The 25,730-nt window shown below is 72.5% G+C and carries 23 protein-coding genes; 10 read left to right on the top strand and 13 right to left on the bottom strand.

Annotation, left to right across the window (positions count from 1 at the left end):
- Positions 1-77: 77 nt before the first annotated feature.
- Positions 78-425 carry a DUF488 domain-containing protein gene (locus tag IEZ11_RS45645; protein ID WP_189268990.1) on the bottom strand — a complete coding sequence of 116 codons (348 nt, stop codon included), beginning with the start codon at positions 423-425 and terminating at the stop codon, positions 78-80.
- Positions 426-593: 168 nt separating this feature from the next.
- Between IEZ11_RS45645 and IEZ11_RS45640 the strand changes: the two genes are divergently transcribed.
- The 4 genes from IEZ11_RS45640 (at position 594) to IEZ11_RS45625 (ending at position 5,438) form a co-directional block, all read left to right on the top strand.
- Positions 594-1,997 carry a M1 family metallopeptidase gene (locus tag IEZ11_RS45640; protein ID WP_189268989.1) on the top strand — a complete coding sequence of 468 codons (1,404 nt, stop codon included), beginning with the start codon at positions 594-596 and terminating at the stop codon, positions 1,995-1,997.
- 109 nt (positions 1,998-2,106) lie between these two features.
- Entirely contained in the window at positions 2,107-2,850 is a 744-nt protein-coding gene (locus tag IEZ11_RS45635) for a hypothetical protein (protein ID WP_189268988.1), read from the top strand.
- 30 nt (positions 2,851-2,880) lie between these two features.
- Positions 2,881-3,582: a response regulator transcription factor gene (locus tag IEZ11_RS45630; RefSeq protein ID WP_189268987.1), complete on the top strand. Its 702-nt coding sequence runs from the start codon at positions 2,881-2,883 to the stop codon at positions 3,580-3,582.
- Positions 3,579-5,438 (top strand): HAMP domain-containing sensor histidine kinase, encoded by a 1,860-nt coding sequence (locus IEZ11_RS45625; protein WP_189268986.1) that lies wholly within the window; start codon positions 3,579-3,581, stop codon positions 5,436-5,438. The genes IEZ11_RS45630 and IEZ11_RS45625 overlap by 4 nt, the downstream gene beginning before the upstream one ends.
- On the opposite strand, the gene IEZ11_RS45620 is transcribed toward IEZ11_RS45625, so the two are convergent.
- Positions 5,431-5,685 (bottom strand): WhiB family transcriptional regulator, encoded by a 255-nt coding sequence (locus IEZ11_RS45620; RefSeq protein ID WP_189268985.1) that lies wholly within the window; start codon positions 5,683-5,685, stop codon positions 5,431-5,433. The genes IEZ11_RS45625 and IEZ11_RS45620 overlap by 8 nt on opposite strands.
- Positions 5,686-5,798: 113 nt before the next feature.
- Complete coding sequence (locus tag IEZ11_RS45615; protein ID WP_189268984.1) at positions 5,799-7,013, bottom strand: saccharopine dehydrogenase family protein; 1,215 nt, start codon at positions 7,011-7,013, stop codon at positions 5,799-5,801.
- Positions 7,014-7,134: 121 nt separating this feature from the next.
- Here IEZ11_RS45615 and IEZ11_RS45610 point away from each other — a divergent pair, with 121 nt between their 5' ends.
- Positions 7,135-7,827 carry a TetR/AcrR family transcriptional regulator gene (locus IEZ11_RS45610; RefSeq protein ID WP_189268983.1) on the top strand — a complete coding sequence of 231 codons (693 nt, stop codon included), beginning with the start codon at positions 7,135-7,137 and terminating at the stop codon, positions 7,825-7,827.
- A 91-nt stretch (positions 7,828-7,918) separates the two neighbouring features.
- Here IEZ11_RS45610 and IEZ11_RS45605 read toward each other — a convergent pair whose 3' ends face one another.
- On the bottom strand, positions 7,919-8,800 hold the full coding sequence (locus IEZ11_RS45605) for a LysR family transcriptional regulator ArgP (RefSeq protein ID WP_189268982.1): 882 nt from the start codon (positions 8,798-8,800) through the stop codon (positions 7,919-7,921).
- Positions 8,801-8,897: 97 nt separating this feature from the next.
- Between IEZ11_RS45605 and IEZ11_RS45600 the strand changes: the two genes are divergently transcribed.
- Both IEZ11_RS45600 and IEZ11_RS45595 read left to right on the top strand, forming a co-directional pair.
- Complete coding sequence (locus tag IEZ11_RS45600) at positions 8,898-9,515, top strand: LysE/ArgO family amino acid transporter (protein WP_189268981.1); 618 nt, start codon at positions 8,898-8,900, stop codon at positions 9,513-9,515.
- Positions 9,516-9,643: 128 nt separating this feature from the next.
- Positions 9,644-10,948, top strand: coding sequence for an MFS transporter (locus tag IEZ11_RS45595; RefSeq protein WP_189268980.1), 1,305 nt, complete (start codon positions 9,644-9,646; stop codon positions 10,946-10,948).
- Between the two features lie 4 nt (positions 10,949-10,952).
- On the opposite strand, the gene IEZ11_RS45590 is transcribed toward IEZ11_RS45595, so the two are convergent.
- Positions 10,953-11,402, bottom strand: coding sequence for a cyclic nucleotide-binding domain-containing protein (locus IEZ11_RS45590; protein ID WP_189268979.1), 450 nt, complete (start codon positions 11,400-11,402; stop codon positions 10,953-10,955).
- A gap of 397 nt (positions 11,403-11,799) precedes the next feature.
- Here IEZ11_RS45590 and IEZ11_RS45585 point away from each other — a divergent pair, with 397 nt between their 5' ends.
- Both IEZ11_RS45585 and IEZ11_RS45580 read left to right on the top strand, forming a co-directional pair.
- On the top strand, positions 11,800-12,243 hold the full coding sequence (locus IEZ11_RS45585; protein ID WP_189268978.1) for an ATP-binding protein: 444 nt from the start codon (positions 11,800-11,802) through the stop codon (positions 12,241-12,243).
- 233 nt (positions 12,244-12,476) lie between these two features.
- Positions 12,477-13,316: a SigB/SigF/SigG family RNA polymerase sigma factor gene (locus IEZ11_RS45580; protein WP_189268977.1), complete on the top strand. Its 840-nt coding sequence runs from the start codon at positions 12,477-12,479 to the stop codon at positions 13,314-13,316.
- A 71-nt stretch (positions 13,317-13,387) separates the two neighbouring features.
- Here the strand turns inward: IEZ11_RS45580 and IEZ11_RS45575 are convergent, their stop codons facing one another.
- Both IEZ11_RS45575 and IEZ11_RS45570 read right to left on the bottom strand, forming a co-directional pair.
- Complete coding sequence (locus IEZ11_RS45575; RefSeq protein ID WP_229713763.1) at positions 13,388-15,619, bottom strand: FUSC family protein; 2,232 nt, start codon at positions 15,617-15,619, stop codon at positions 13,388-13,390.
- A 37-nt stretch (positions 15,620-15,656) separates the two neighbouring features.
- Positions 15,657-17,084, bottom strand: coding sequence for an NAD(P)/FAD-dependent oxidoreductase (locus IEZ11_RS45570; protein WP_189268975.1), 1,428 nt, complete (start codon positions 17,082-17,084; stop codon positions 15,657-15,659).
- A gap of 206 nt (positions 17,085-17,290) precedes the next feature.
- On the opposite strand from IEZ11_RS45570, the gene IEZ11_RS45565 reads away from it, so the two are divergent.
- Positions 17,291-18,100, top strand: a complete 810-nt coding sequence (locus IEZ11_RS45565; RefSeq protein WP_189268974.1) for a methyltransferase domain-containing protein — start codon at positions 17,291-17,293, stop codon at positions 18,098-18,100.
- 57 nt (positions 18,101-18,157) lie between these two features.
- On the opposite strand, the gene IEZ11_RS45560 is transcribed toward IEZ11_RS45565, so the two are convergent.
- The 6 genes from IEZ11_RS45560 to IEZ11_RS45535 form a co-directional block, all read right to left on the bottom strand.
- Entirely contained in the window at positions 18,158-18,592 is a 435-nt protein-coding gene (locus tag IEZ11_RS45560) for an ATP-binding protein (protein ID WP_189268973.1), read from the bottom strand.
- Positions 18,593-18,686: 94 nt separating this feature from the next.
- Positions 18,687-20,591: an AMP-dependent synthetase/ligase gene (locus IEZ11_RS45555; protein WP_189268972.1), complete on the bottom strand. Its 1,905-nt coding sequence runs from the start codon at positions 20,589-20,591 to the stop codon at positions 18,687-18,689.
- A gap of 129 nt (positions 20,592-20,720) precedes the next feature.
- Entirely contained in the window at positions 20,721-21,809 is a 1,089-nt protein-coding gene (locus IEZ11_RS45550; RefSeq protein ID WP_189269031.1) for a glutamate--cysteine ligase 2, read from the bottom strand.
- 106 nt (positions 21,810-21,915) lie between these two features.
- Complete coding sequence (glgB, locus tag IEZ11_RS45545; RefSeq protein WP_189268971.1) at positions 21,916-24,120, bottom strand: 1,4-alpha-glucan branching enzyme; 2,205 nt, start codon at positions 24,118-24,120, stop codon at positions 21,916-21,918.
- 8 nt (positions 24,121-24,128) lie between these two features.
- Positions 24,129-25,484, bottom strand: a complete 1,356-nt coding sequence (locus IEZ11_RS45540; protein WP_189268970.1) for a maltokinase N-terminal cap-like domain-containing protein — start codon at positions 25,482-25,484, stop codon at positions 24,129-24,131.
- A gap of 31 nt (positions 25,485-25,515) precedes the next feature.
- On the bottom strand, positions 25,516-25,730 hold a 215-nt coding region (locus IEZ11_RS45535; RefSeq protein ID WP_189268969.1), incomplete at its 5' end, for an alpha-glucosidase C-terminal domain-containing protein.

The raw sequence follows: 25,730 nt of genomic DNA, 5'->3' as shown, positions 1-25,730 counted from the left end.
GCGCGCGGAACTGCGCGACCAGCCACGACAGCGCCGCAGTCGACAGACGGCACAGTGCGGTACTGCCAGCGGAGCGCTCAGCCGGACAGGAGTCGCGCCAGGACCGTGGCGTGGCTCTCGTCCGGGGTCTTGGACGCGGTGAGCAGGGTCACCGGTCCCTCGCGCACCGACGTCCGCAGGCCGTCGAGGAGGTCGGCGGCCGCGGGAGCGGCCAGCTCCGCCTCGTAGCGACGCGTGAACTCCTCGTACGTCCCGCCGGCGTGGAACCAGCGGCGCAGCTCGTCCGACGGCGTCAGCCCCTTCGGCCACTCGTCCACGTGCGCGACCTCCTTGGACAGCCCGCGCGGCCACAGCCGGTCCACCAGGACGCGCACCCCGTCCTCCGGCTCCGGTGACTGGTAGATCCTGCGGACGCGCACGCTCACGGTCGACACACCTCTCGGCTCGCTGACGGTGCCGTGAGCGTATGCGGGGCTCCGCGCCACAGGCTGCCGACGCGGCACGGCTTGACCAGAATGAGGGGGAAACGCGGACACCCGCGCACCTAGGCTGTAGGGCTATTGATCACCGGCCACCCCCCCCAAGGAGTTCCTGTGCAGGGCGCACGCAGACGTACCGCAGTCCTTCGCCGCGAGGCCGTCCTCGCCACCGTCCCGGTCGCCGTTGCGGCCCTTCTCGCCGGCGCCGGAACGGCCTCGGCGAGCACCGTGGGCAGCGCGGGCGCGGGCGACCCCTACTTCCCGCTCAGCGGCAACGGCGGCTACCACGTCAGCCACTACGACCTGACGCTCAGCTACGACACCTCCTCCCGGCACCTCGACGGCAAGGCGGTCCTCACCGCCCGCGCCACCGAGAGGCTCACCCGCTTCGACCTCGACCTCAGCGGACTGAAGGTCACCCGGGTGACCGTCGACGGCCGGACCGCGCGTTTCAGCCGCAGCGGACAGGAACTCGTGGTCACGCCGGCGCGGGCGCTGGCGAAGGGCCGGGCCTTCCGGGTCACCGTGCTGTACGACGGCACGCCCAAGCAGGTCACCGACCCCGACGGCTCGGCCGACGGCTGGATCCGCACCGACGACGGCGCGTTCGTCGCCGGGGAGCCGCAGGGCGCGATGACCTGGTTCCCGGGGAACAGCCATCCCAAGGACAAGTCGTCGTACGACTTCACGATCACCGTGCCCAAGGGCCGTACCGCCGTCGCCAACGGCGTCCTCCTCGGGCAGCACACCTCCGGCGGCCGCACGACCTTCCGGTGGCGGCAGAGCGAGCCGATGGCCGCCTACCTCGCCACCGCCACCGTCGGCAAGTTCAAGGTGCAGCAGTACACCACCCGGGACGGGATCAAGGTGTACAACGCGGTCGACCCGCGCGAGGCGAGCGGGTCGGCGGCGGTGCTGAAGAAGCTGCCGTCGGTGCTGGAGTGGGAGAGCAAGCTGTTCGGGCCGTACCCGTTCCGCTCCGCCGGGTCCATCGTCGACCACGCGCCGAGCGTCGGATACGCGCTGGAGACACAGGGCCGGCCGATCTACGACTCGGCGCCGGACCTGAGCACGCTCGTGCACGAGAACGCCCACCAGTGGTTCGGCGACTCCGTCTCCCTCACCGCGTGGAAGGACATCTGGCTCAACGAGGGCTTCGCCACGTATGCCGAGTGGCTGTACAGCGAACAGCACGGGGGCGACAGCGCGCAGAGGACCTTCGACGCGCTGTACGCGAAGCCGGCGAGCGACGAGCTGTGGGCGTACCCGCCGGGGGACCCGGGCAGCGGGGCGAACATCTTCGGCGAGCCGGTGTACGCGCGGGGCGCGATGGCGCTGCACGAGCTGCGGAAGGCGGTCGGGGACGCGACGTTCTTCCGGATTCTCCGGGCTTGGGCCTCGGAGCACCGGTACGGGCACGGGACCACCGCGGAGTTCGTGAAGCTCGCCGAGAAGGAGTCGGGGAACGATCTCGGCTCCCTGTTCCAGACGTGGCTGTACAAGAAGGGCAAGCCGTAGCAGTTCTTCGGGTGCGGGGGCATGGGGGCTGGTCGCGCAGTTCCCCGCGCCCCCAAAGGGGCGCTGAAAGCTGACGAGTTTCTTACAAGCGTCGGTCAGGGTCTGTCTCATGATCCATCGCAGAACCGCCGTCGCCCTTCTCTCCGCCTCCCCCCTCCTGCTCTCCGGGTGCGGGGGCGGCGCCGAGGCCGCGCCGAGCCGGTCGCAGGACGACCGGCCGGTGCCGGTGACGGCATCCCCCGCACCCGAGAGCGGCAGCCCGCGGCCGAGCGGCATACCCGGGCTCGGGCCCAGGACCACGGCCGCGATACCCGGGCGGGCGGAGCAGGTCGTCGTCGCCACCGGGCGGGGCCGGAACTCGCCGCTCTCCACCGTCGTCCTCCACGAACGCGACGACGACGTATGGCAGTCCGGCGCCAGTTGGCCCGCGCACAACGGCAGGGACGGCTGGAGCGAGCACCACATGGCCGGGGACCTGCGCTCGCCCGTGGGCGTCTATGGGCTCACCGACGCCGGCGGCCTGCTCGCCGACCCCGGGAGCAGACTGCCGTACCACCAGTCCTACAGTTTCACCTCGCCGGGCACCGGGTTCGAGGGCGAGCCGCTGGAAGGCTCCTTCGACTACGTCGTCGCGATCAACTACAACCGTGAGCCGGGTACTTCACCGCTCGACTGGACGCGCCCGCTGGGCGCGGGCCGCGGTGGCGGCATCTGGCTGCACGTCGACCACGGCGGTCCCACGCACGCCTGCGTCAGCGTCGCCAAGGCGCACATGAAGGAGCTGCTGCGCACCCTCGACCCGGACCGGCATCCGGTCGTCGTCATGGGGTACGGCGAGTGGCTCGCCCGGTAGACCGCCGGAACTCGCTTAGGATCCGAACCTGTGTGCGCACATGTGCTGGTCGCCGAGGACGACGAGATGCAGGCCGAGCTGATCCGGAGATCGCTGCTCGCCGAGGGGCACAGCGCGACCGTGGTCCACGACGGGGCCGCGGCGCTCGACGCGGCCCGGCGGCTCGGCCCCGACCTGGTCGTCCTCGACCTGATGCTCCCGGTGATCGACGGCTTCGGCGTCTGCCGGGTGCTGCGCGGCGGCGACCCGGAGATCCCGGTGCTGATGCTCACGGCCCGCTCCGACGAGGACGACGTGCTGCTCGGCCTGGAGTTGGGCGCCGACGACTACATGACCAAGCCGTACAGCCCGCGCGAGCTGATGGCGCGGATCCGGACCATCCTGCGGCGGAGCGGGCGGGCCGCCGCCGTCCGGGAGGAGGAACCCGCCGTGATCGCCGCCGGGATCAGCGTCGACCCGGTGCGCCATGCGGTGCGCTGCGACGGGGAACCGGTGGAGGTGACCCCGGCCGAGTTCCAGATCCTGCTCGCGATGGCCGGGGAACCCGACCGGGTGTTCACCCGGCGGCAGTTGCTCCAGTGCACCCGCGGCTTCGACCGGTCCTCCACCGAACGGGCCGTCGACGTCCATGTGATGAACCTGCGCCGGAAGATCGAGGCCGATCCCCGGCGGCCGGTGCGGCTGGTGACCGTGTTCGGGGTCGGCTACAAGCTGAGCGGCGGGCGGCCGTGAGGCCCCGGATACCGTGGCGCAAACGGCTGCTGGTCCGGCTGCTGTTCACCTCGGTGCTGATCGCCGTCTGCTCCGTGGCCGCCACCGCCTGGCTCGCCGTGACGACCACCACCAGCGCGCTGGAGGAGGAGCAGGGGCAGGACCTCGCCGCCGACAACAAGATCCTCGCCGAGCTCAGCGGGTACGCGGCGGACCACCCCGACTGGTCCGGGGTGCGGCACACCGTGCGGGAACTGGCCGCGAAGACCGGCCGCAGGATCGCGCTGACCACCGCCGACCGCACGCCGATCGCCGACTCGGCGCTGCACGACACCCCGCTGCCGCCGCGGCCGGCCGCCGCCGTGGACCCCCTGCACACCGACACCTACACCGAGTTCGGCGCCCAGCTCAGCGGCATCGACCCGCGTGCGGTCGGCCCGTTCCGGCTCACCGCGGCCGAAAGCAGGAAGCTGGACGTGGTCGCGGAGAAGCAGCGGGAGTGCTTCGGCCGGATGGGCATCTCGGCCACCGTCCAGCACATCCCCAGCGGCCGGCCGCACGTCGTCGTCGACGACGCCCGGGGCGCTCCCCTGGACCTCAGGGTGGCGTGCGGCAACGTCTACGGCGAGTCGACCGCGGGGACGAGGGACGCGCTGGACTACCCGACCCCCACCGAGACCAAGGCCCTCGACGCGCTGACGGTGCTGACCCGCCCCTGCCTCCGGGCCAAGGCCATGGACCTCGGCGGCTCGCTCTCCCTGACCTACGACACCACGGGACGCAACCCGGTCTCGGGCGGGTTCCTCGTCACCAAGAAGGGGGGCGAGCTGAAGACGGACCAGGTCGCGAAGAACTGCGTCACCAGTGCCCGGCGCACCCAGCTCGAACCGTATGTCGCCCCGGCCGCCGAACTCTTCCTCGGCATCGGCGACCAGACCGCACCCCGCTTCGACATGTCCCCGACCAACAAGGCCAGGATCGTCGGCGCGGCCGGCCTGGTCCTCGCCGTCACGGTCGCCGTCACCGCCGTCGTCGCCATGCGTCTGGTACGGCCGCTGCGCGCGCTCACGGCCGCCGCGCAGCAGCCGCCCGAACTGCATGTCCGGGCACCGGTACGGACCCGGGACGAGACCGGGCTGCTGGCCGAGGCGTTCAACGACCTCACCGAGCGCCGGGAACGTCTCGAGGAGCAGCGCAAGGCGATGGTCAGCGACATCGCGCACGAACTGCGCAGCCCGCTCACCAACATCCGCGGCTGGCTTGAGGTCACCCGGGACGGCCTCGTCGACCCCGATCCGGCGCTGCTGGCCTCCCTGCACGAGGAGGCGCTGATCCTCCAGCGGATCATCGACGACCTCCAGGACCTGGCCGCCGCCGACGCCGGCACCCTGCGCGTGCACCGCGAACCGGTGCGCGCCGCCGACCTGATCGACCAGTCCGCCGCCGCCCACCGGGTCGCCGCCGACGCGGCCGGAGTCACCCTGCTGACCGACACCGACGGCACCGTCTGGCTCGACGCCGACCCGGTGCGGATGCGGCAGGCCCTCGGCAACCTGGTCTCCAACGCCATCCGGCACACCCCCGCCGACGGCACGGTGACACTCGCCGTCCGCCGTGACGGCGACGTCGTCGTCCTCACCGTCACCGACACCGGCCCGGGGATCGCCGCCGACGATCTCCCGCACGTCTTCGAGCGGTTCTGGCGCGCGGAGAAGTCCCGCAGCCGCCGCACCGGAGGCAGCGGCCTCGGGCTGCCCATCGTGCGCCACCTGCTGGCGGCCCACGACGGCACCGCCGGGGTGCGCAGCGAACCCGGCAAGGGCGCCGAGTTCACGCTGCGGCTGCCGGCCGCGGCGGCCCCGGCCGACGTCAGCTGAGCCGGCGCGCGGCCCGCTGCCGGCGCCGGGCCAGCAGCCGGCGCTCCGCCTCGGTGGTGCCGCCCCAGACGCCGACGGCCTGCCCGGACTGCATCGCCCAGCCCAGGCACGGCTCCTGCACCGGACAGCGCTCGCAGACCGCTTTCGCGCGCCGGGTCTGATGCAGCGACGGGCCGGTGGTGCCGATCGGGAAGAAGAGGTCGGGGTCCTCGTCGCGGCACTCGGCGTGGTCTCGCCAGTCATTCATCGAAGTCACCTGCGATCCAAGTCGGCTCTGCCGTGGGTGTGTGCGCTGCCCGGCTCCGGGTCACCGGTCCGGGCGCGGCTGAAACGGCCGAGTCCCGCTGGATCCACGGGCAGTCACTGCTCGCGCAGACCCCAGGGGGAGCCGTATTCGGTCAGCAGGTCGAGGAACGGGCGGGCCGGGAACGCCTCCGGACCGAGGACGCCCGACCCCGACCACCCGCCGGTGGCCAGGAGTTCGAGGGCGACGACCGGGTTGAGGGCCGTCTGCCACACCACGGCCTGACAACCGTACTCCGCCATGGACCACTCGTTGTCGACAACGTGATAGAGATACACCTCCCGCGGCTGCCCGTCCTTCACCCCGCGCACCCAGGTGCCCGCGCAGGTCCTGCCGCGCATCCGCTCGCCCAGTGTCGCCGGGTCGGGCAGCGAGGCGGCGACCACGTCCCGGGGCGAGACCGCGACCGGACCGTCGGCGCCGGACACGGTCACCGGGGTGGTGCTGTCCAGGCCCAGCAGATGCAGCGTCTTCAGCGTCTCGATGAACTCGCGCCCCAGGCCGTACTTGAAGGTGACCCGTCGCGCGTCCACCCAGCGGGGCACGAGCAGCACCTCCTCGTGCTCGACGTTGACGCACTCGACCGGTCCGATCCCGTCCGGGAAGTCGAACACCTCGGGCTCGCTGAAGGGGGCGGTGGTGAACCAGCCGCGCTCCTTCTCGTACACGACGGGCGGGTTGAGGCACTCCTCGATGGTGGTCCAGATGCTGAAGGAGGGCGCGAAGTCGTAGCCGTCCACGGTGAGGTCGGCGCCGTCGCGGATGCCGATCTCCTCGATCTCGTCGAAGAGCTCGTCGGCCGCGTACCGGGCGAACACGTCCGACAACCCGGGCTCCACCCCCATCCCGACCAGTGCCAGCGCACCCGCCTTCTCCCACTCCGCGGCCAGTGCGAACTGCTCGTCGCCCAGCTTGACCCCGCACTCCTCGTAGGGCCGCTCGGGGTGCGGGCGGGACAGCGACATCGCCATGTCGAGGTAGCTCGCGCCGGCCGTCCGGGCGGCCCGGAACAGGGGCATGACGAAGCGCGGGTCGGTGGCGTTGAACAGCACGTCGCAGCCGTGCCGGGCCAGCAGCGCGGCCACCGCCGCCTCGTCACCGGCGTCGACGCGCTCGGCACGGAACCGGGGGTCGCCGACGGCCGCCACCGTCGCCTCGGCGCGGGCCGGGTCGTAGTCGGCGACCACCATCAGGTCGAAGAACGGCCGACGGGCCGCGATCCGGGTGACGGCAGTGCCCACACCACCGGCTCCCACGAGCAGTACGCGCATGCGGGAATCTCCTTCTGGGACAGAGAGCGAGGTCGAGTACGGGGGCGCCTTGGCCGGAATGAAACGCCTGGCCGTCACGTAAGGTCAATGGCGTTGGCATAAGAACGCCAGGGAGCACCTGATGCCCAAACCGGTCATATCGGAGGATAAGCGCCGTCGGCGGCGCCCCACCCGCAGCGGAACCGTGCTGTCGGAGGCGCTGATCGTCGCGGCCGCGCTCCGGCTGCTGCGCGAGCACGGCAGCGCGGGCCTGACCGCCCGCCGCCTGGGCCTCGCCCTCGACTGCGACCCCAGCACCCTCTACCGCTACTTCCGGGGCATGGACGACCTGACCCTCGCGATCGGTGACGCGCTCATCGGCGAGGCGCTGACCGGCTGGACGCCGACGGGGGAGTGGAAGGCGGACCTGCGGACGATCGGCCTGCGCGTCCACGCGCAGTACGTGGCCCACCCGCAGGCGGCACTGCTGACGACGAACCGGGTGACCGGCCGGGCCCACGAACTCGCCGCCGACGAGGCGGTCCTGGACATCCTGCGCACGGCGGGCTTCTCGCTGGCCGACACGGTGCGCGTCTACCACGCCTTCATCGACCAGACCCTGGCCTTCGCGGCCCTGGACGCGGCCTCCCTGGCCCTCCCGAAGGACTCCCAGCGCGCCGACGAGGACAAGTGGAGCTCGACCTACGCCCGCCTCCCGCACACGACGCACCCACGCATCGCGGAGGCGTCGCGACTACTGGCGAAGCGCATGGTGACGAGCGCCTATCCGACGGCACTGGAGATGCTCCTGGACAGTGCGGAACGATCCCTGTGAACGCCCTGGCCCGAAGCGCCCCGTCAGGGGCGCGGGGAACTGCGCGACCAGCCCCCACCCACCCGCACCCGCACGACCACCGGCAGCCCCCTCACGGCTGGCGCAACGCACCCCCCGCCGTACGCAGGACCGCCTCCGCCACCACTCCCAGAACCGGCGAATCCAGCTTCCACTGCTGCCAGTACAACGACACATCCACCCACAAGTCCCCGCCGACCCGCACCAGTTCTCCCCTCCGCAACCGCGGCTCCGCCTGCGACTCCGGCACCATGCCCCACCCCAGCCCTGCCGTCACCGCGTCCACGAACCCCTCCGACGTGGGCACGTGGTTCCGTATCGAACCGGCACCGCTGCGGCCCAGCCGTCGTACGAAGGCGTCCTGGAAATCGTCCCGCCGGTCGAACACGATCACCGGCGCCCCGGCCAGCGCGTCCGGCAGCGCACCGGTCAGATGCGTCGCCGCGAACTCCGGCGCCGCCACCGGCAGGTACCGCATCCTCCCCAGCGCCCGCACCGAACACCCCGGCACCGCGTCCGGCGACGAGGTCACCGCCGCCATCACCAGCCCCTCCCGCAGCAGCGCGGCCGTGTGGTCCTCGTCCTCCCGGCGCAGTTCGACACAGACGCCCGGCAGCCCGGTCAGCGCCCCCAGGAACCACGTCGCCAGCGAGTCCGCGTTGACCGCGACCGGCACCCGGGTCGGCTCCCCGGCGCCGCTCATCCCGAGCTCGCCGCGCGCGTCCCGCTCCAGCCGTGCCAGCTGCCGGGCGAACCGCACCAGTACCTCGCCCGACTCCGTCGGCCGCACCGGCTTGGTACGCCGGAGCAGCACCCGGCCCGTGCGCTGCTCCAGTGCCTTGACCCGCTGGCTGACCGCCGACGGCGTCACATGCAGGGCCGCGGCCGCCGCGTCGAACGTGCCCTCGTCCACCACTGCCAGCAGTGTCCGCACCTGGTCCAGGGGAAGCTCCATCGCCGGACTCCTTCCCAGCCCTTACCTTCAGCCCTGCTAAGGGTACGTAAAAATCTTTAGCTGTACCGACAGTGATCGCTTCCGTAGCGTCGAGGGCATGTCCAGTTCTCTCGCCGCCGCTGCCGCGGGCTTCGGCAGCGGCCTCTCGCTCATCGTCGCCATCGGCGCCCAGAACGCCTTCGTGCTGCGCCAGGGCATCCGCCGTGACGCCGTCCTCGTGGTCGTCGGCATCTGCGCGCTCTCCGACGCCGCCCTCATCTCGCTCGGCGTCGGCGGCGTGGGCGCGATCGTCGTGGCCTGGCCGGGGGCGGTCCGGGCGGTCGGGCTGATCGGCGGCGCCTTCCTGCTCTGCTACGGCGTCCTGGCCGCCCGCCGGGTGCTGCGGCCCGGTGCCGGCGGCCTGCGCACCGAGGGCGAGGCGGCGGGGTCCCGGCGCCGGGCGGTGCTCACCTGCCTGGCCATGACCTGGCTGAACCCGCACGTCTACCTGGACACCGTGTTCCTGCTCGGCACCCTCGCCGCCGACCGGGGCGACCTGCGCTGGACCTTCGGCCTCGGCGCCGTGCTGGCCAGCCTCTGCTGGTTCACCACCCTCGGCTTCGGCGCCCGGCTGCTCGGCCGGTACCTCGCCGGACCGGCCGCCTGGCGGGTGCTGGACGGGCTGGTGGCGCTGACCATGACGGTGCTGGGCGTGATGCTGGTGGCGGGATCCTGAGGCGCCCGGAACGCGCTGCGGCCGCATCCTGAGACAACCGGTTCGGCAGCGACGGCAGGTGCTGGGATAGTGAACCCGGAATCGAAAGATGTAGCGGGCACCGAGAAGACCAGGACACCAGGAACTCCGTGGACACCAGCGAGAGCGGCACCCAGTCCGACCCCCTGACCTCCGACGACACCACGGCCGCTCCGCCCCGGAGCGGCGGGCGGCGCTGGGCGATGGACACCCGCCCGCTGCGCATTCCGGCCTACCGCCGGCTGTGGACGTCGACCATCGTCACCTCGGTCGGCAGCCAGCTGACCGCGGTCGCCGTGCCCAAGCAGATCTTCGACATCACCGGGTCGTCCGCCTGGGTCGGCGCCGCGAGCCTCGCCGGGCTGCTGCCGCTGATCGTGTTCGCGCTGTGGGGCGGTGCGGTGGCCGACAGCATGGACCGGCGCAGGCTGCTGCTGATCACCAACACCGGTATCGGCGTGACCTCGCTGCTGTTCTGGGTCCAGGCGGCCACCGGGATGAAGTCGGTGGCCGCGCTGATGGTGCTGCTCGCGATGCAACAGGCGTTCTGGGGGCTGAACGCGCCCGCCCGTACCGCCTCCATAGCCCGGCTGGTCCCCGAGGCGCAGCTGCCCGCCGCCAACGCGCTCGGCTCGACGGTCATGCAGACCGGGCAGGTGGTCGGTCCGCTGCTCGCCGGTGCCCTGATCCCCGTCATCGGGCTGCCCGAGCTCTACCTGATCGACGCGCTGGCGCTGTGCGTGACGGTGTGGGCGGTCTACCGGCTGCCCGCGCTGCCCCCGCTCGGCGGCGCGGCGGCGCGGCGCGCCGGGGTGCGCGAGATCGCGGAGGGCTTCCGGTACATCTCCATGCACAAGGTGCTGCTGCTGTCGTTCCTCGCGGACATCATCGCGATGGTCTTCGGCATGCCGCGCGCGCTCTTCCCGCAGCTCGCCGCCCAGACCTACGGCTCCTACGGCGAAGGGCTCGCGCTCGGCACGCTGTTCGCGGCGATCCCCGTCGGCGCGGTCCTCGGCGGGCTCTTCTCCGGCACCTTCTCGCGGGCCCGTCGGCACGGCTGGATGGTGATCGGCGCGGTCGTCGGCTGGGGCGCGGCCATCGCCGGGTTCGGGCTGAGCCGCAACCTCTGGGTCGCCGTGGCCTTCCTGGCCGCCGCCGGGGTCGCCGACATGGTCTCGATGGTCTTCCGTGGCGCGATCCTGCTCTCCGCCGCGACCGACGAGATGCGCGGCCGGATGCAGGGCGTGTTCACCGTGGTGGTCGCGGGCGGCCCGCGACTGGCCGACGTGCTGCACGGCACCGCCGGCTCGGTCTTCGGGCCGCGGGCGGCGGTCGCGGGCGGCGGGCTTCTGGTGGTGGCGGTGATGGTGGCCCTCGCCGCCGCCGTCCCGGCCCTGCGCCGCTATCGCGTCTGACCGGCTACGCGGGCCGTCGCCCGACGTACGCGTCCAGGAGCTTGCCGCGGGTGACCTCCAGCCGGCTGGCGAGGATCTCGGCGACGGTGCGTACCAGTGAGAGACCGAGCAGCGGATCCTCCACGGACAGCGCGAGCACGGCCGCGGCGTCGTACTCGTAGGCCCGCACCTGGCTGAAGGCCACCGCCCCGAAGTCCCAGGTGTACGGCGGGAACAGCCAGGACCAGCCGAGCAGGTCGCCGGCGCCCAGACTGGCGACGGTGACCCTTTTGCGGGACGTCACCTCCTGGTCCAGGTTGACCGCGCCCGAGCGGATCACCCAGAAGCGGTCCGCGGTGCCGCCGGCCTCGAAGATCCTGGTGTCCTCCGGGAAGGACACCTCGTGGGCCAGGTCCATGAGGCGCTCGCGCTGGGCCTGGGGCAGGGCGGTCAGCAGCTTGATGGCTTTGGTCATGGCGCGGGGCTCCTCGCCGGCGAGGGTCTGGGGTGCTTTCCCTACGCCCATTTCAGCCGCTGCCGCCGCGCCGGGCACCTCGAAGAAGGTGAGAATCGCCGTCGGGAAACCGTCCGGGCATGAAAAAGCCCTGGCTGGACGGGGGAGGCCAGCCAGGGCCGTCAGAGGTGGCGCGGGGAGGACCTGATGTCAACTCCCCGACCACTTATGGATGAACGGTAAACCATCCAGAGCGGTTTTGTGCAACTGGGAACAGGCTACGTGACCTGTTTCACTTCGGGAACCCCTCGCGGCCCACGAACGTGTTTGGCCGCGCCCCGACCGGTGAGCCGAAGAGAAGAGACCCGTACGACGGAACACAGCCGATCAGCCGGTCCACCACTCAGGGAGCGGAAGGATGCAGGAGATGCACCGGACCGAGTCACCGGTCACACCCATCGCACCGATCGAGTTCCGCCGGTCGCCGCTGCGGCCGGCCGACGCCCGCAGAGCGGTACGCGGCGCGGTCGCCCGACAGGCCGAACCGTGCGCCGCCCGGGCCCTCGACGACATCCTGCTCGTCACCTCCGAACTGGCCACCAACGCGATACTGCACGGCGGCGGGATCACCGGCTTCGACGTCCACGTCGACGGATGCGCGGTGCGGGTGTCGGTCTGCGACCGCAGCGACGAGACTCCGGTCGCCGAACGGGCCCTGGACGAACGGGCCGCGGACGAACGCGAGCGCTGGCGGACCGGCGGCCGGGGCTGGCCCATCGTCTGCCGGCTGGCCCGTGACGTGGAGGTCGCCGGACTGCCCTGCGGCGGCAAGCGGATCACCGCGGTCGTGTCCCTCGCCTGATCCGGTGAACAGCCTTCCCGCGGGACGCTGTTTGCGCCCGGACCGAAGGGGCAGTCGCAGTCATGCGCTTCGGACCGGAGGCGCGCCAGTGGGAGCAGTCGTACGACAGCCCCCGGGCCACAGAAGCGGTCCGGGTGGTGCTTCCGCGGCGGCCCTGACACCGCAGTCCGGGCCGAGTCCCGGAACCACGTTCCGGTGACGCCCTGAAATCCACAGTTCAGGAGCGATTCCGCATGCCCACCGACTTGTCGACCAGCCGTTCCCGCACGCCCGACCGCACCACGCGCGCCACCCGCGCGACGCCCCGCCGCGCCCACGACGACGCCCCCGACACGGCGGCCCTCTTCACCCGCCTCGCCGCGCTCGGCGAGGGCCCCGAGCGGGACGCCCTGCGCGCCGAACTGGTCGCGGCCTGGCTGCCCATGGCCCATCGCATCGCCGGCCGCTTCCGCGACCGCGGCGAGTCCGTCGAGGACCTGCGCCAGGTCGCCGCGCTCGGCCTGGTCAAGGCCGTCGACCGCTACGACCCGGTGCGCGGCGCCTTCGAGAGCTACGCGGTGCCCACCGTCACCGGTGAGGTCAAACGGCACTTCCGGGACCGGATGTGGGCGCTGCGCGTCCCGCGCCGGGTGCAGGAACTGCGCAACCGGGTCCGGTTGGCCCGCCGTGACCTCAGCCAGCTCCCCGGAGCCTCCGAACCCACCCCCGCCGACCTGGCCGCCCACACCGGGCTGACCGAGGACGAGGTCAACGCCGGCCTGGAGGCACTGGAGAGCTTCAGCACGCTGTCGCTGGACGCCGAGCTCTCCGCGGGCGAGGAGGGCCACAGCCTCGCCGACACCCTCGGGGAGACCGACGCCTGCTACGACGTCGTCGTCGACCGGGAGGCGGCCAGGGCGGGGCTGCGGCGGCTGCCCGAGCGGGAACGGGCCATCCTCTACATGCGGTTCTTCGAGGACATGACGCAGAGCCGGATCGCCGAGAGCCTGGGCATCTCCCAGATGCACGTCTCCCGGCTCATCAGCCGCAGCTGCGCCCAGGTGAGGGCCGAGGCCCTGGGACGGTCCGCCTGATGCCGCCGGTCCCCGCGGACCCGGCGGCCGGATCCGCCGCCCGCCGCCGGGGACGGCACCATGACATCGCGTCAGACGGCCGCCGGCAGCCGCGCCGCTACCCCGAGCGGCCGGGCCAGGCCCACCACCGCCTCGTCCAGGCGTTGCAGATGCCGCAGCACCCGGTCGGTCACCCGGCCGTAGCGCGGGGCACCCAGCGTGCCCGGCGCCAGCATCGCCGCGATGCTGGGACCGGTCTCGATCCCGGGCACGGGAGACCGGCCGGCCACCTGGGCGGCGATCGCCTCGATGTTGTGGACGATCCGCCGCCCCGCTCCGCGCAGCCGGGGATCCGCCGCGATCGCCGGATGGGTGGGCAGCAGCTCCGCCGTCGCCGCGAGGGACCGCGCGTGATAGGCGCACGTCTCCAGGAGCGCTACCACGTAGCGGGCGGTGTCCCGGCGGGAGCGCAGCGGGGTGATCGGATGCGTCAGCGGCTGGACGGCCGCCGCCAGATCGGCCAGCGCCTGGTCCAGGTCTCGGGCCTTCTCCACCAGGTCGACCGGCGGCGCCCCGCTCAACTGGTCGGCGGCCGCCCGGGTGACGTCGGCCAGCCGGTCCAGCGTCTCGACCAGCAGCTCGTCGGTACGCCGGTCGGTGTGCACCGGCAGCACCACCGCGGCCGCGATCACCCCGCACACCGCTCCGAGCGCCGTCTCCGCAACCCGCAGCACCAGGACGTCCAGACTGTAGGTGTTCAGGAGCGTGTACAGCAGGCCCAGCATCGCCGTGACGAAGAACGACATCAGGGTGTACGAGATCGGCGCCGAGTAGAACATCGCGAAGACGAACAGCAGCATCAGTGCGAACGCCGTCCACGTGTGGTGCCCGACCAGCCCCGCCAGCACGATGCCGGCCACCACGCCGAGGACCGTGCCGAGCAGCCGCCGGTAGCCCTTCACCAGGATCTCACCGGTGGACGCGGTGTTGATGAACACGATCCAGCAGGTCAGCACCGCCCAGTACCAGCGCTGCGCGGACAGGAACTCGCCGCCCACGATGGCCAGCGCCGAGCCGACCGCCACCTGCACCGCCGCCCGCGTCGTCGGCCGGCGCAGCCCGGTCGCCTCCTCGGCCTCCCGCTCCTCCTCCTCGGCGCCCTCGATGGCCGCGTCCTCGGCGTCGAGTTCCTCCCTGGACCGGGACGTGGCCGGGGTGTCGTCGGACTCGTCCTGCGGCCCGTCCAGCGCGATCCGCAGCCCCAGCACCGCCCGTGCGGCCTCGCCGATGCCCCGGAAGACGTCCTGGACGGCGGACGGGGCCGGCGGCAGGTTCTCCTCCTCGCGGTAGCCGAGCAGCCGGTTGCGCAGCCGGGCCAGCGCGGTCCCCTTCTCCGGCCCGGCCGGCCGCAGCACCAGCAGCCGCAACGCCTCCAGGTCGAGCCGCAGCCGCTCCATCGCCTCGTCCCGCACCGGCTCCACGGCCGCCGACGGCAGCGGGGCGCCCGGCAGATGCAGGGTGAGCGTGTCCGCCCGCTCGGCGCTGCGGGCGGTGAGCAGCAGCAGGCCGAGCCGCTCGGCGGCGATCTCGGCGTCCGCGATCCGGCGCTGCACCAGCCTGGCCACCGCCTCGTCGGAGGTGCCGTCCGCGAGCCGCCCCTGGATCAGCAGCGCCGTCTCGTGCAGCCGGGCGGTCCCGACCCGGACCTCCTCCACCGCCTTGTCCAGCTCGTCCGGTCCGGCGTCCAGCAACTCGGCCTGCGCGGCGACCAGCTGGGCGAACCGGGCCCGGAAGGAGCGCCGCAGCCGGTCCAGGATGCCCGTGGCCGTCTGCCGTACCAGTACGAAACGCGCCACGGCCGCACAGCCGAACGCCACCGTGATCGTGAGGTACAGGCCCGGCAGCGCGGGCAGGGTCGCGTGCACGAACAGCGAGGCGAAGTAGATCTGGAAGCCGATCAGCCCCAGCGCCGTGCCCCGGTCACCGAACCGACGGCCGTACACCGCGCAGAAGATGAGCGTCACGAAGAACAGGTCGCCGATCACCACCCGCGAGTTGAGCAGCGCGCCCAGCGACATCGAGGCCAGCGCCACCGGCAGACCGAGGGCGAGCGTGACGGCCTGCTGCGAGCGCCCCTTCTCCCGGATCGCGAAGGTGGCCACCATCGCCGTGATGGCCCCGGCCACCAGATGGGACACGTCGACCCGCAGCGCCGCCAGGACGGCGAGCGTCAGCGCGATCGAGGCGACCGTGCGCAGACCCGCGGTGAGCCGGAGCAGCCCGGGGTCGGCCGCCGCGAACCGGCCCCTGACTTCCGCCCGCACCGACCGCCCCGCCGCGCTCACTCGACCGCGCTTCGCGTCACGCAGGCGAGCCGCCGGGGTTCTCGGGGCCTTCGGCACGCGCCCGGACCTGCTCCGGCGTCAGATACGTGTTCGTGTACTCGAAGTCCTTGAGCCGGGCGGGCTTGCGGGACTGGAAGCCGGTCCGCACGAAGTCGTCACCGGCCAGCGCGTTGAGCAGCCAGTTGGTCGCGACCCGGGTCTTGGCCACGTTGGTGCGCAGCGCCGACCAGTGGTAGCCGCGGGCCACCGCCTGGGCGGGCAGTCCGCGCAGTTCGATGCCCAGCGGCTTGGAGACCGCGTCCTTGCCGCCGAGGTCCACCACGAGGCCCAGGTCCTTGTGCACGTACGGGCGCAGCGGCTGGCCCCGCAGGGCCGCGATGACGTTGTCGGCGACCACCCTGCCCTGCCGCATGGCGTGCTGCGCGGTCGGCGGGCAGACCGCACCCGCCTCGTCCTTCGCCCGGTCCGGAACGGCCGCCGCGTCGCCGAGCGCGAACACCCCGTCATGGCCCGGCAGGGTCATCTCGGCGTCGACCGCGAGCCGCCCGCGGACCGTCTCCGCGCCCATGGTGGCGATCAGCGGACTGGCGACCACCCCGGCCGTCCAGATCAGCGTGTGGGTGGGCACCACCCGGCCGTCGGTGAAGGTGACCTCCTCGCGGCCCGCCTTCTCGATCGACACCCCCAGCGAGACGTCGATGCCGCGGCGGCGCAGCACCTCCTGGGCGCTGCGGCCCAGCTTGTCACCGAGTTCCGGCATCAGCTTCGGGGCGATGTCGATCAGGTGCCACTTGATCAGCTTCGGATCGAGATTCGGGTAGCGGTGCAGCGCCGCGTGCGTGAGCTTCTGCAGACAGGCCGCGGTCTCGGTGCCCGCGTAGCCGCCGCCGACCACCACGAACTGCAGCCGTGCGGCGCGTTCGGCCGGGTCGTCGCTGGCGTCGGCGAGATCGAGCTGGGCGATGACGTGGTCGCGGATGTAGGCGGCCTCGGCGAGGGTCTTCATCCCGAACGCGTGCTCGGTCAGGCCGGGAATGTCGAAGGTGCGGGTGACACTGCCCGGGGCCAGCACGATGTAGTCGTACGACTCGTTGACGAGCTTGTCGGTTATGGTCCGGACGACGCACACCTTGGACTTCAGGTCCACACCGATGGCACCGCCCGGCAGGATCCGGGTGCGGTACCTCTTGCTGCGGCGCAGCGACACGGCGATCGACTGGGGCGTCAGCACACCCGAGGCGACCTGTGGCAGCAGGGGCAGATAGAGCTGGTAGGAGGTCGGCGACACCAGGGTGACGTCGGCTTCGTCGGGCGAGAGTTTCCGCTCCAGGCGGCGCACGCACCCCACTCCGGCGAAGCCTGCGCCCACCACCAGGATCCTGGGTCGTGTCACGGTGTATCCCTTTCCGCTGCTCCAGGCCGTCCGGCTCGACGCCGTTCGCATGCCCCGGAACGCTTGCTTCGCACCACATCGATCCCACCGTGCCCGACGCCGTTCCGCCAGCCGGGCGGAGCAGGCAGCCGGACGCGTGGGCTCCAGCATGCCCCTCGATCGCCGGGAGAAACCGGCATCCGCACAGATACGCGTCGTACTCCCGTCCGACCGAAGGACGTCCCGCGGCGATCACGTACGCCAGTAGAGTGCCCGCCATGGCGCAGACCCAGCCCGGAACGGGCTTCCAGAAGCGGCACATCGACCCCGACCGCGTGAGCCCGCTGGTGGCCGCCCTGGACTCCCAGGACGCCAACCCGGGCGTACAGCGACTGCGCGCCTGGGCCGAGGAGGCACTGGCGGTGCGGTCCGGCGAACGACTCCTCGACGTCGGTTCCGGAACCGGCTCGCAGACCCGGGCCCTGGCCGCCGCCGCCGGCCCGGACGGCGTCGCCATCGGCATCGAGGTCAACCCGAGTCTGCGCACGGTCGCCGAGGAACGGTCCGCCGACAGCCGGGCCCGCTTCCTCGACGGCGATGCGGAGGCGCTGCCCGTACCGGACGGCTCGATGGACGTCGTGTGGTGCGAGCGGGTCCTGCAGCACCTCCACGAGCCCGGCCGGGCGATCGCCGAGATGGCCAGGGTGCTGCGCCCCGGCGGCCGGGTGGCGGTACTGGACACCGACTGGGGGACCACCCTCCTGCACCCCGGTGACCCGGCGGTGGTGCGCGCGCTGACCGGGGCCGCCCTCAACGGCGCCAACCCCTACTCCGGGCGGCGCCTGGTCGGCCAGCTGAGCGCCGCCGGGTTCGTGGTGGACGACCGGGGCTCACAGGCCCTGCTCCAGGACCACCGCTCGGTCGCCTGGCCGCTGATCCGGATGCTCGGCGAGGCCGCCGTGCGCACCGGCGCCGTCACCGAGGAACAGCGCGACACCCTGTACGCCGATCTCGCCGAGGCGGCCGAGCAGGGGGCGGTGCACATGTCGGTGACGATGTTCGGGGTGGTCGCGCACCGGCCCGGGTGACCGCACCGGGCCCGCACCGGGGCCTCACCAGGGCCGCATCAGGGCCGCATCAGGGCCTCACCAGGGCAGGAAGGCATGGACGTCCTTGCCGTCCGCGGTGACGACCACGCTGACCTGGTCGCACAGCGTGTGCAGCAGATGCCAGCCGATACCGCCGCCGCCCCCGTGCGGACGGAAGGGCCGCGGCTCGGGCCGGACCCGGCTCGTGTCGTGCATGGTGACGTGGACGCCGTCGTACGTACGGCGCATCCGCAGTTCGAAGGGGCCCGGCGCGTACTGGACGACGTTGGCCGCCAGTTCCGTCACGACCAGCAGGATGTCGTTCCAGCAGTCGTGGCCGGTGGGCGGCGAGGTACGGGCGAGGCCGGCCAGGTAGCCGTCGGCGGCGAGCCTGGCCCCGGTCACGTCGCCGAGCCGGCCCGGGAAGCAGACCGTGCACCCGTGGGTCTCCTCCGTGGATCGTCCCTCGTCCCGCCGTCGTCCGGTCCCCATCTCGTCTCTTTCAGCCCCGGGAAGGGGCCGTCGTCGCGTTGCTCTTCCCCTGTGCCGCGAGTTCCCACCCTGGCGGCGGATACGCGTGGTCCGCTCAGCGGAAGACGTTGTCCGAGTCGTCCCAGTCGGCCGGCTCGGGCTGGCCGGACCTGCGTACCGCCTGTGTGCGGGCCTGGTACATGGCGTCGATCTCGGCCGCGTAGTGGCGTGCTATCGCGTCCCGGCGCAGTTTCATCGACGGCGTCAGCATTCCGTTGCCCGGGGCGAACGGTTCCTGGATCACCCGGTAGACCCTGATCGACTCGGCGCGGGACACCATGCTGTTGGCGGACGCGATGGCACGGGCGATCTCCTCGCGCAGCGCGTTCTCCTCGCGCGCCTCGCGGCCGGGCGAGTCGCCCGGCACCGCGAGCGCCCCCCGCCAGTGGGCGAGGAAGTCCGGGTCCAGGGTGAGCAGCGCACCCACACACGGCCGGTCGTCGCCCACCACCACCGCCTGGTGCACCAGTGGATGCATCCGCAGCCGCTGCTCCAGCGGGGCCGGGGCCACGCTCTTGCCGCTGCTCGTGATGATGATGTCCTTCTTGCGGCCCGTGATGGTCAGATATCCCTCGGAGTCCAGCCGCCCGATGTCCCCGGTGGCCAGCCAGCCGCCGCGCAGCGCGGCCCGGGTCGCGTAGTCGTCGCCGACGTACCCCTGGAACACCGAGGGCCCGCGCACCAGGATCTCGCCGTCGTCGGCCACCTGGATCTGGGTGCCCGGCAGGGCCCGGCCGACCGTGCCCGACTTCTCCCGGCCCAGCGGCTGCATGGTGATCCCGCCGCTGGACTCGGTGAGGCCGTAGCCGTCATGGACGTACATGCCGATGCCCTCGTAGAACAGGGTGAGTTCACGGCTGAGCGAGGAGCCGCCGGAGGTGGCCCGCAGCACCCGCCCGCCGAGTGCGCCCCGCAGCTTGCGGTACACCGTCCGCTCGTACAGGGCGTGTTGCAGCCGCAGGTCGAAGGCGGGGCCCGAACCGATGCCCAGCCGCTGCCGCTCCAGGGCGGCGGCGAAGTCCCGGGCGGTCTGCGCGGCCCGCTCGAACAGGGCGCCCCGGCCGTGCTGCTGGGAGGTGCGCAGGAACGTCTTGTACAGCTTCTCCAGCACCGACGGCACGGCGTAGAGGTAGGTCGGCCGGAACGTGGCGAGCGCCGAGGCCAGCGCGGCCTCGGTCATCTCCGGCTCGTGGCCCATGAGGATCCCGCCGCGCAGGCACATCACCATGATCATCAGACCGTACACGTGGGAGAACGGCAGAAAGGCCAGGACGGAGGCCTGTTCGCCCGGCCGGGCCGCGGTGTGCCCCCAGCCCGCCAGCAGGGTGTCGCAGGGGTACGCCAGCCCGCTGTGGCTCAGCGCGCAGCCCAGCGGACGGCCCGAGGTGCCCGAGGTGTAGGTGATGGCCGCGGTGGAGTCCGGCATCACGATCCGGCGCAGTGACTCCACCGTGGTCAGCGGGACGAATCTGCCCTTCAGTACCAGCTCGGGCAGCGCCCCCGCGTCCAGCTGCCAGACGTGCTTGAGACCGGGCAGCCCCTCGCACACGGTGCCGACGGTCATCACCGCCTGCTCGTCCTCGACCACCACGGCCACGCAGCGGGCGTCCCGCAGGATCCACTCGACCTGGTCCCGCGCGGACGTCGGGTGGATCGGGACCACCTCCGCCCCCACCGACCACAGGGCGAGGCCGAACACCGTCCACTCGTAGCGGGTCCGCGCCATCATGGCCACCCGTTGTCCGGGTGAGATCCCCGACGCGATCAGGCCCTTGGCCAGCTCGACCACCTCGTCCCGCAGTTCGACCGCGGTGACCTCCTCCCAGCCCCCGGCGGCGGTGTCGAGCCGACGCGCCAGCACCGGCAGTGTGGGGTTCCGGTCCGCCGTCTCGAAGACGCTGTCGGCGAGCCCGCCGGCCAGGGTCGAAGCGGTCGTCGGAGCGAGGGCGTAGTCGCGCATGCACTGCTCCTGGATGTACGGAGGGTTACCCTCCCGATCGGTACTGTTGTCGACGCGGGTCGAATCTAGCCCAGGGGAGTGCGGCCCGTGTCAGGAACGGTCAACTCGTTTCCACCTGATGACAAGAGCTCAACCCTGGGTGCGGCGCACACACTCCACCACGACGCCCCGCAGGCTGCCGGTGCGCTCCAGGAACGACCGCTGCTCGCGGGCGCCGGTCCCCCTGTGCAGCAGCTGTGCGACGGCCTCCTCCGCGCCGACCGTGTCACCGCTGTCGGCGAGCGCCTCCGCGGTGTGCGCCAGCAGCGCGCGCACCACCTCCACGGCGGGCCGGGGCCGCATGGTCACGGGGTCCAGGAGGTCCTGTTCCAGGCCGGTGCGGGCGGCCTGCCAGGAGGCCAGCCGGAGCAGGCTCACGCTGGGGTCCGGCGGCGGCCGCCCGGCCCGCCAGTCGCGTGCGGCCGTCTCCACCAGGGCGCGGATCAGCGTGGCGACGAGGACGGTGGTGTCCGCCCGCAGACAGACGTCGGCCACCCGGATCTCCACCGTCGGGTAGCGGGTGGACAGCCGGGCGTCGAAGTACACCATCCCGGTGTCGAGGATGACCCCGCTGGCGACCATGTCCGCCACCCGCCGCCGGTACCGCTCGGCCGAGCCGAACAGCTCGGTCGGCCCCGCCGACGGGCCGCGCGCCCACAGCCGGCTGCGGAAGCTGGCGTATCCGGAGTCCCGGCCCTGCCAGAACGGCGAGTTGACGCTGAGCGCGCGCAGCACCGGAAGCCACGGCCGGATCCGGTCGAGGACGGCGATCCCCTCCTCGTCGGACTCGACCGACACGTGCACATGGCAGCCGCAGACGAACCAGTCCACCATGGCGGAGCCGAACCGCCCGGCCATCCAGTGGTACCGCTCGTGCCGGGTGAGCGCCGGGTCGACCGGCAGGGGGTAGGTGGCGAGCGCCGCGACCGCGCAGCCGATCTCGCCCGCCAGCCGGCCCGCCTCCTTGCGGCAGCCGACGATCTCGGCGCCGAGCTCCGCCATGTCCCGCTGCGGACTCGTCGCGAGCTCCAGCATCTGCCCGAACAGTTCTCTCTGGAACACGGCCTGTCCGGGATCGTCCTGGGCGGCCCGGTCGAGGACGGCGGCCGACCAGGGCCTGGGCTCCCCGCTGTCCGGGTGGACCAGCAGGAGTTCTTCCTCCACTCCGACGGTACGCAGCACGGGGAACCGCCCTCCGGCCGGGCCGCGACCGGGCGCGGCGGGGTCTTTTCACCGGGACTGCCCGGACCCGGCCGCGGAAACACGTGGCGGGGCCCGGGACGGGCTACGGGGCGACGGGCTCCAGCCATACCGTGCCGAGCGGGGGCAACGTGACCCGCAGAACGCCGTCGTCGGCGAGCAGCGGCCCCCGGCTGACGACGTCCCCGCCGCCGTACCGGGCACTGTCGGTGTTGAGGATCTCCTGCCAGACGGGCGCCCCCTTGGGCACGTTCAGCCGGTAGCCGGGACGGACCACGGGGGAGAGGTTGGAGACCGCCAGCAGCGGCCGGGCCTCGGCATCGAACCTCAGGAAGGCGAAGACGTTGTCCTCCGCCGCGTCACCCAGGACCCACTGGAAACCCGCCGGATCGGTGTCCCGCTGCCACAGCGCGGGGTGCCCGCGGTACCCGTGGTTGAGATCGCGGACCAGATCCCGGACACCCCGGTGATCGGCCTCGGCCCCGTACCCGGGGTCGAGCAGCCACCAGTCGGGGCCGTCGGCGTGGGACCACTCGCCGCCCTGGGCGAACTCCTGCCCCATGAAGAGCAGTTGCTTGCCCGGATGGGCCCACATGAAGGCCAGATACGCACGGTGGTTCGCGCGCTGCTGCCACCAGTCGCCGGGCATCTTCGAGACGAGCGAGCGCTTGCCGTGCACGACCTCGTCGTGGGAGATGGGCAGGACGTAGTTCTCGCTGTACGCGTAGACCATCGAGAAGGTCATCTCGTGGTGGTGGTACTTGCGGTGCACCGGCTCGTGCTCGATGTACTGAAGCGAGTCGTGCATCCAGCCCATGTTCCACTTCAGCCCGAAGCCCAGCCCGCCGCTGTCGGTCGGCCGGGTGACCCCGTCCCACGCGGTGGACTCCTCGGCGATGGTCACCACCCCGGGCGCCCGCCGGTACACGGTCGCGTTCATCTCCTGGAGGAAGGCCACCGCGTCCAGGTCCTCGCGCCCGCCGAACACGTTCGGCGTCCACTGACCGGAGTCCCGCGAGTAGTCGAGGTAGAGCATCGAGGCGACCGCGTCCACCCGCAGCCCGTCGACGTGGAACTCCTCGCACCAGTACACGGCGTTGGCGACCAGGAAGTTGCGCACCTCCACCCGGCCGAGGTCGAACTCGTAGGTCCCCCAGTCCGGATGCTCGGCCCGCCGCTCGTCCCCGGGCTCGTACAGCGGGTCCCCGTCGAAGCGGGCCAGCGCCCAGTCGTCCTTCGGGAAGTGGGCCGGCACCCAGTCCATGATCACGCCGATGCCCGCCCGGTGCAGCGCGTCGACCAGGTACCTGAAGTCGTCGGGGGTGCCGAGCCGGGAGGTGGGCGCGTAGAAGCCGGTGACCTGGTAGCCCCAGGAGCCGCCGAACGGGTGCTCGGCGACCGGCATGAACTCGACGTGCGTGAAGCCCAGGTCGTTGACGTACGCGGGGAGCTCCACCGCCAGCTGACGGTAGGTGAGGCCGGGGCGCCAGGACGGCAGATGCACCTCGTACACCGAGAACGGCGCCTCGTGCACCGGGACGTCGCCCCGGTGCGTCATCCACTGCGCGTCGTCCCACTCGTGGTGCGAGACCGTCACGATCGAGGCGGTCGCGGGCGGCACCTCGGCCTGCCGGGCCATCGGGTCCGCCTTGAGGAACCGGCCGCCGTGCCGCGACGTGATCTCGAACTTGTACCGGGAGCCCTCGCCCACGCCCGGCAGGAACAGCTCCCACACCCCGGCGGCGCCCAGCGAACGCATCGGGAACTGCGTGCCGTCCCAGCACGTGAAGTCCCCGGCCACCCGCACCCCCCGGGCGTTCGGCGCCCACACCGTGAACCGGGTGCCGGCCACCCCGTCATGGGTCATCGGCTCGGCACCGAGCGCCTTCCACAGCTGCTCGTGCCGCCCCTCCCGGATCAGATGCAGGTCCAACTCGCCGAGCGCGGGCAGGAAACGGTACGGGTCGTCGACCTCGTGCTCCCCGTCCTCGTACGCGACGAGCAGGGTGTACGACGGGACCTCGGCGTACGGCAGCACGGCCGCGAAGAGCCCGTCGCCCTCGGACACCAGCGGGCTGCGCACCCCGTCGGCCAGCACGGTGACGGCACGGGCCTGCGGACGCAGCGCCCGGAAGAGGGTGCCGCCGTCCACCGGGCGGGCGCCGAGCAGGGCGTGCGGATCGTGGTGGGCGCCCGCCAGCAGCCGTCCGCGGTCGGCGGCGTCCAGCGGCGGGGCCGTGGCACGGGAGGGACCGGAGGGCTCGGGGAGTGAGGAGTCGCGCAGTGCCATGACGTGGGTCAGCCTCTCCAGCGGGCGAGCCGCTCGATCGCGGCCATCGGAACCGGAAGCCAGGCCGGCCGGTGCCTGGCTTCGTACACCACCTCGTACACCGCGCGGTCCGTCTCGTGGGCGCGCAGCAGTGCGTGCTTCTTGCGCGGGTCCCAGCCGGCCCGGGCAGCGTAACCCGCGCAGTAGGCCTCCCGGCAGCGGCGGGCCCACTCGGGGCGCCAGGGGCGGCGCTGCCGGGCCGCGTAGTCGAAGGAGCGCAGCATCCCGGCGACGTCCCGCACCGGTGACTGGGCGCTGCGCCGTTCGGCGAGCGGTCTCGACGGCTCGCCCTCGAAGTCGATGACGAACCATTCGTGGTCCGCGCGCAACACCTGCCCGAGATGGAGATCGCCGTGGATCCGCTGGGCGAGCGGTCCGGTGTCACAGCCGGCGAGCGCGTCGAAGGCGCCGCGCAGCCCCGGTACGAACGGCCGCAGTGCCGGCACCGCGTGGGCGGCCGCGTCCAGCCGTACCGACATCGCCTCCGCGGTGCGGCCGTGGTCGTCGTGGACGGCGGGCGGGAACGCGGAGCCGAGCGCGAGATGCACGTCCGCGGTGGCCCGCCCCAGTTCGTGCGCCTCGGTGGTGAAGTCGTCCCCGGCGGCGAGCGCGCGCAGGGCGAGGGTCCAGCCGTCGGCCGCGCCCGGCAGGAAGGGCTGCAACACCCCGAGCGTGGCCTGGCTCGGCTCGGTGGTGCGGAACCAGGCCACCGGTGCCGGCACCCGCGCGCAGCCCTGGGCGGCCAGTGCGCCGGGCACCTCCAGGTCCGGGTTGACGCCGGGCTGGATCCGCCGGAACACCTTGAGGATGTAGGAGTCGCCGTACACCAGCGAGGAGTTGGACTGCTCGGCGTCCAGCAGCCGCGGCGCGAGTCCGCCGGGTATCCGGGCGTCCGGGGCGGTCTCGAAGCGCAGCGGGCCGGCCGTGCCCGGTATCCGCAGCCGTTCCAGGAGCAGTTCGGCGGCGTGCGGGTCGTGCAGGGCGTCGTAGACGGCGAGTCCGGCCAGCGGGCCCTTCTCGGCCCGGCCTATGTAGGCCCGTTCCAGGCTGGGGGCGCGGTGTTCGCGGACGCCGAGCAGGAGCTGGTAGCAGTCTCCGGACGGGGTGGTCCCACCGTGCGGGGAGTGGTCGGCGTGCACCAGCAGGTGCAGGCAGCCGGGGAAGAGTTCGGTCACGGACAGCACGGAGAGCTCCGTGACAGGCCGGTCCTTGCCCGCGAACCAGCGCTGCCGGGGCAGCCAGTCGCGCAGCAGCCCGCCCAGCGAGACCAGCGGCCGGTCCAGGCCGGCCGTCGTGCCCCGGGGCAGGTCAACGGTCTTCGTCATGTGGACGCGTCCTTTCCTCGGCTCCGCACGCTCAGCGCCGACGGCCGATGGGGGAGGCGGCCCGGGAGAGCCGGAACCAGTAGAAGCCGTGCCCGGCGAGGGTGAGCAGGTACGGCAGTTCGCCGACGGCGGGGAACCGCACCCCGCCGATCAGCTCGACCGGGTGCCGGCCGTCGTAGACCCGCAGGTCCAGCTCGGTGGGCTGGGCGAAGCGGGAGAAGTTGTGCACGCAGAGGACGAGGTCGT

It is taken from the genome of Streptomyces fuscichromogenes (genome assembly GCF_014645815.1).
Classification (GTDB): domain Bacteria; phylum Actinomycetota; class Actinomycetes; order Streptomycetales; family Streptomycetaceae; genus Streptomyces; species Streptomyces fuscichromogenes.
Note: the sequence above shows the minus strand (reverse complement) of the source record. Positions and strands in the feature narration are given on the sequence as shown.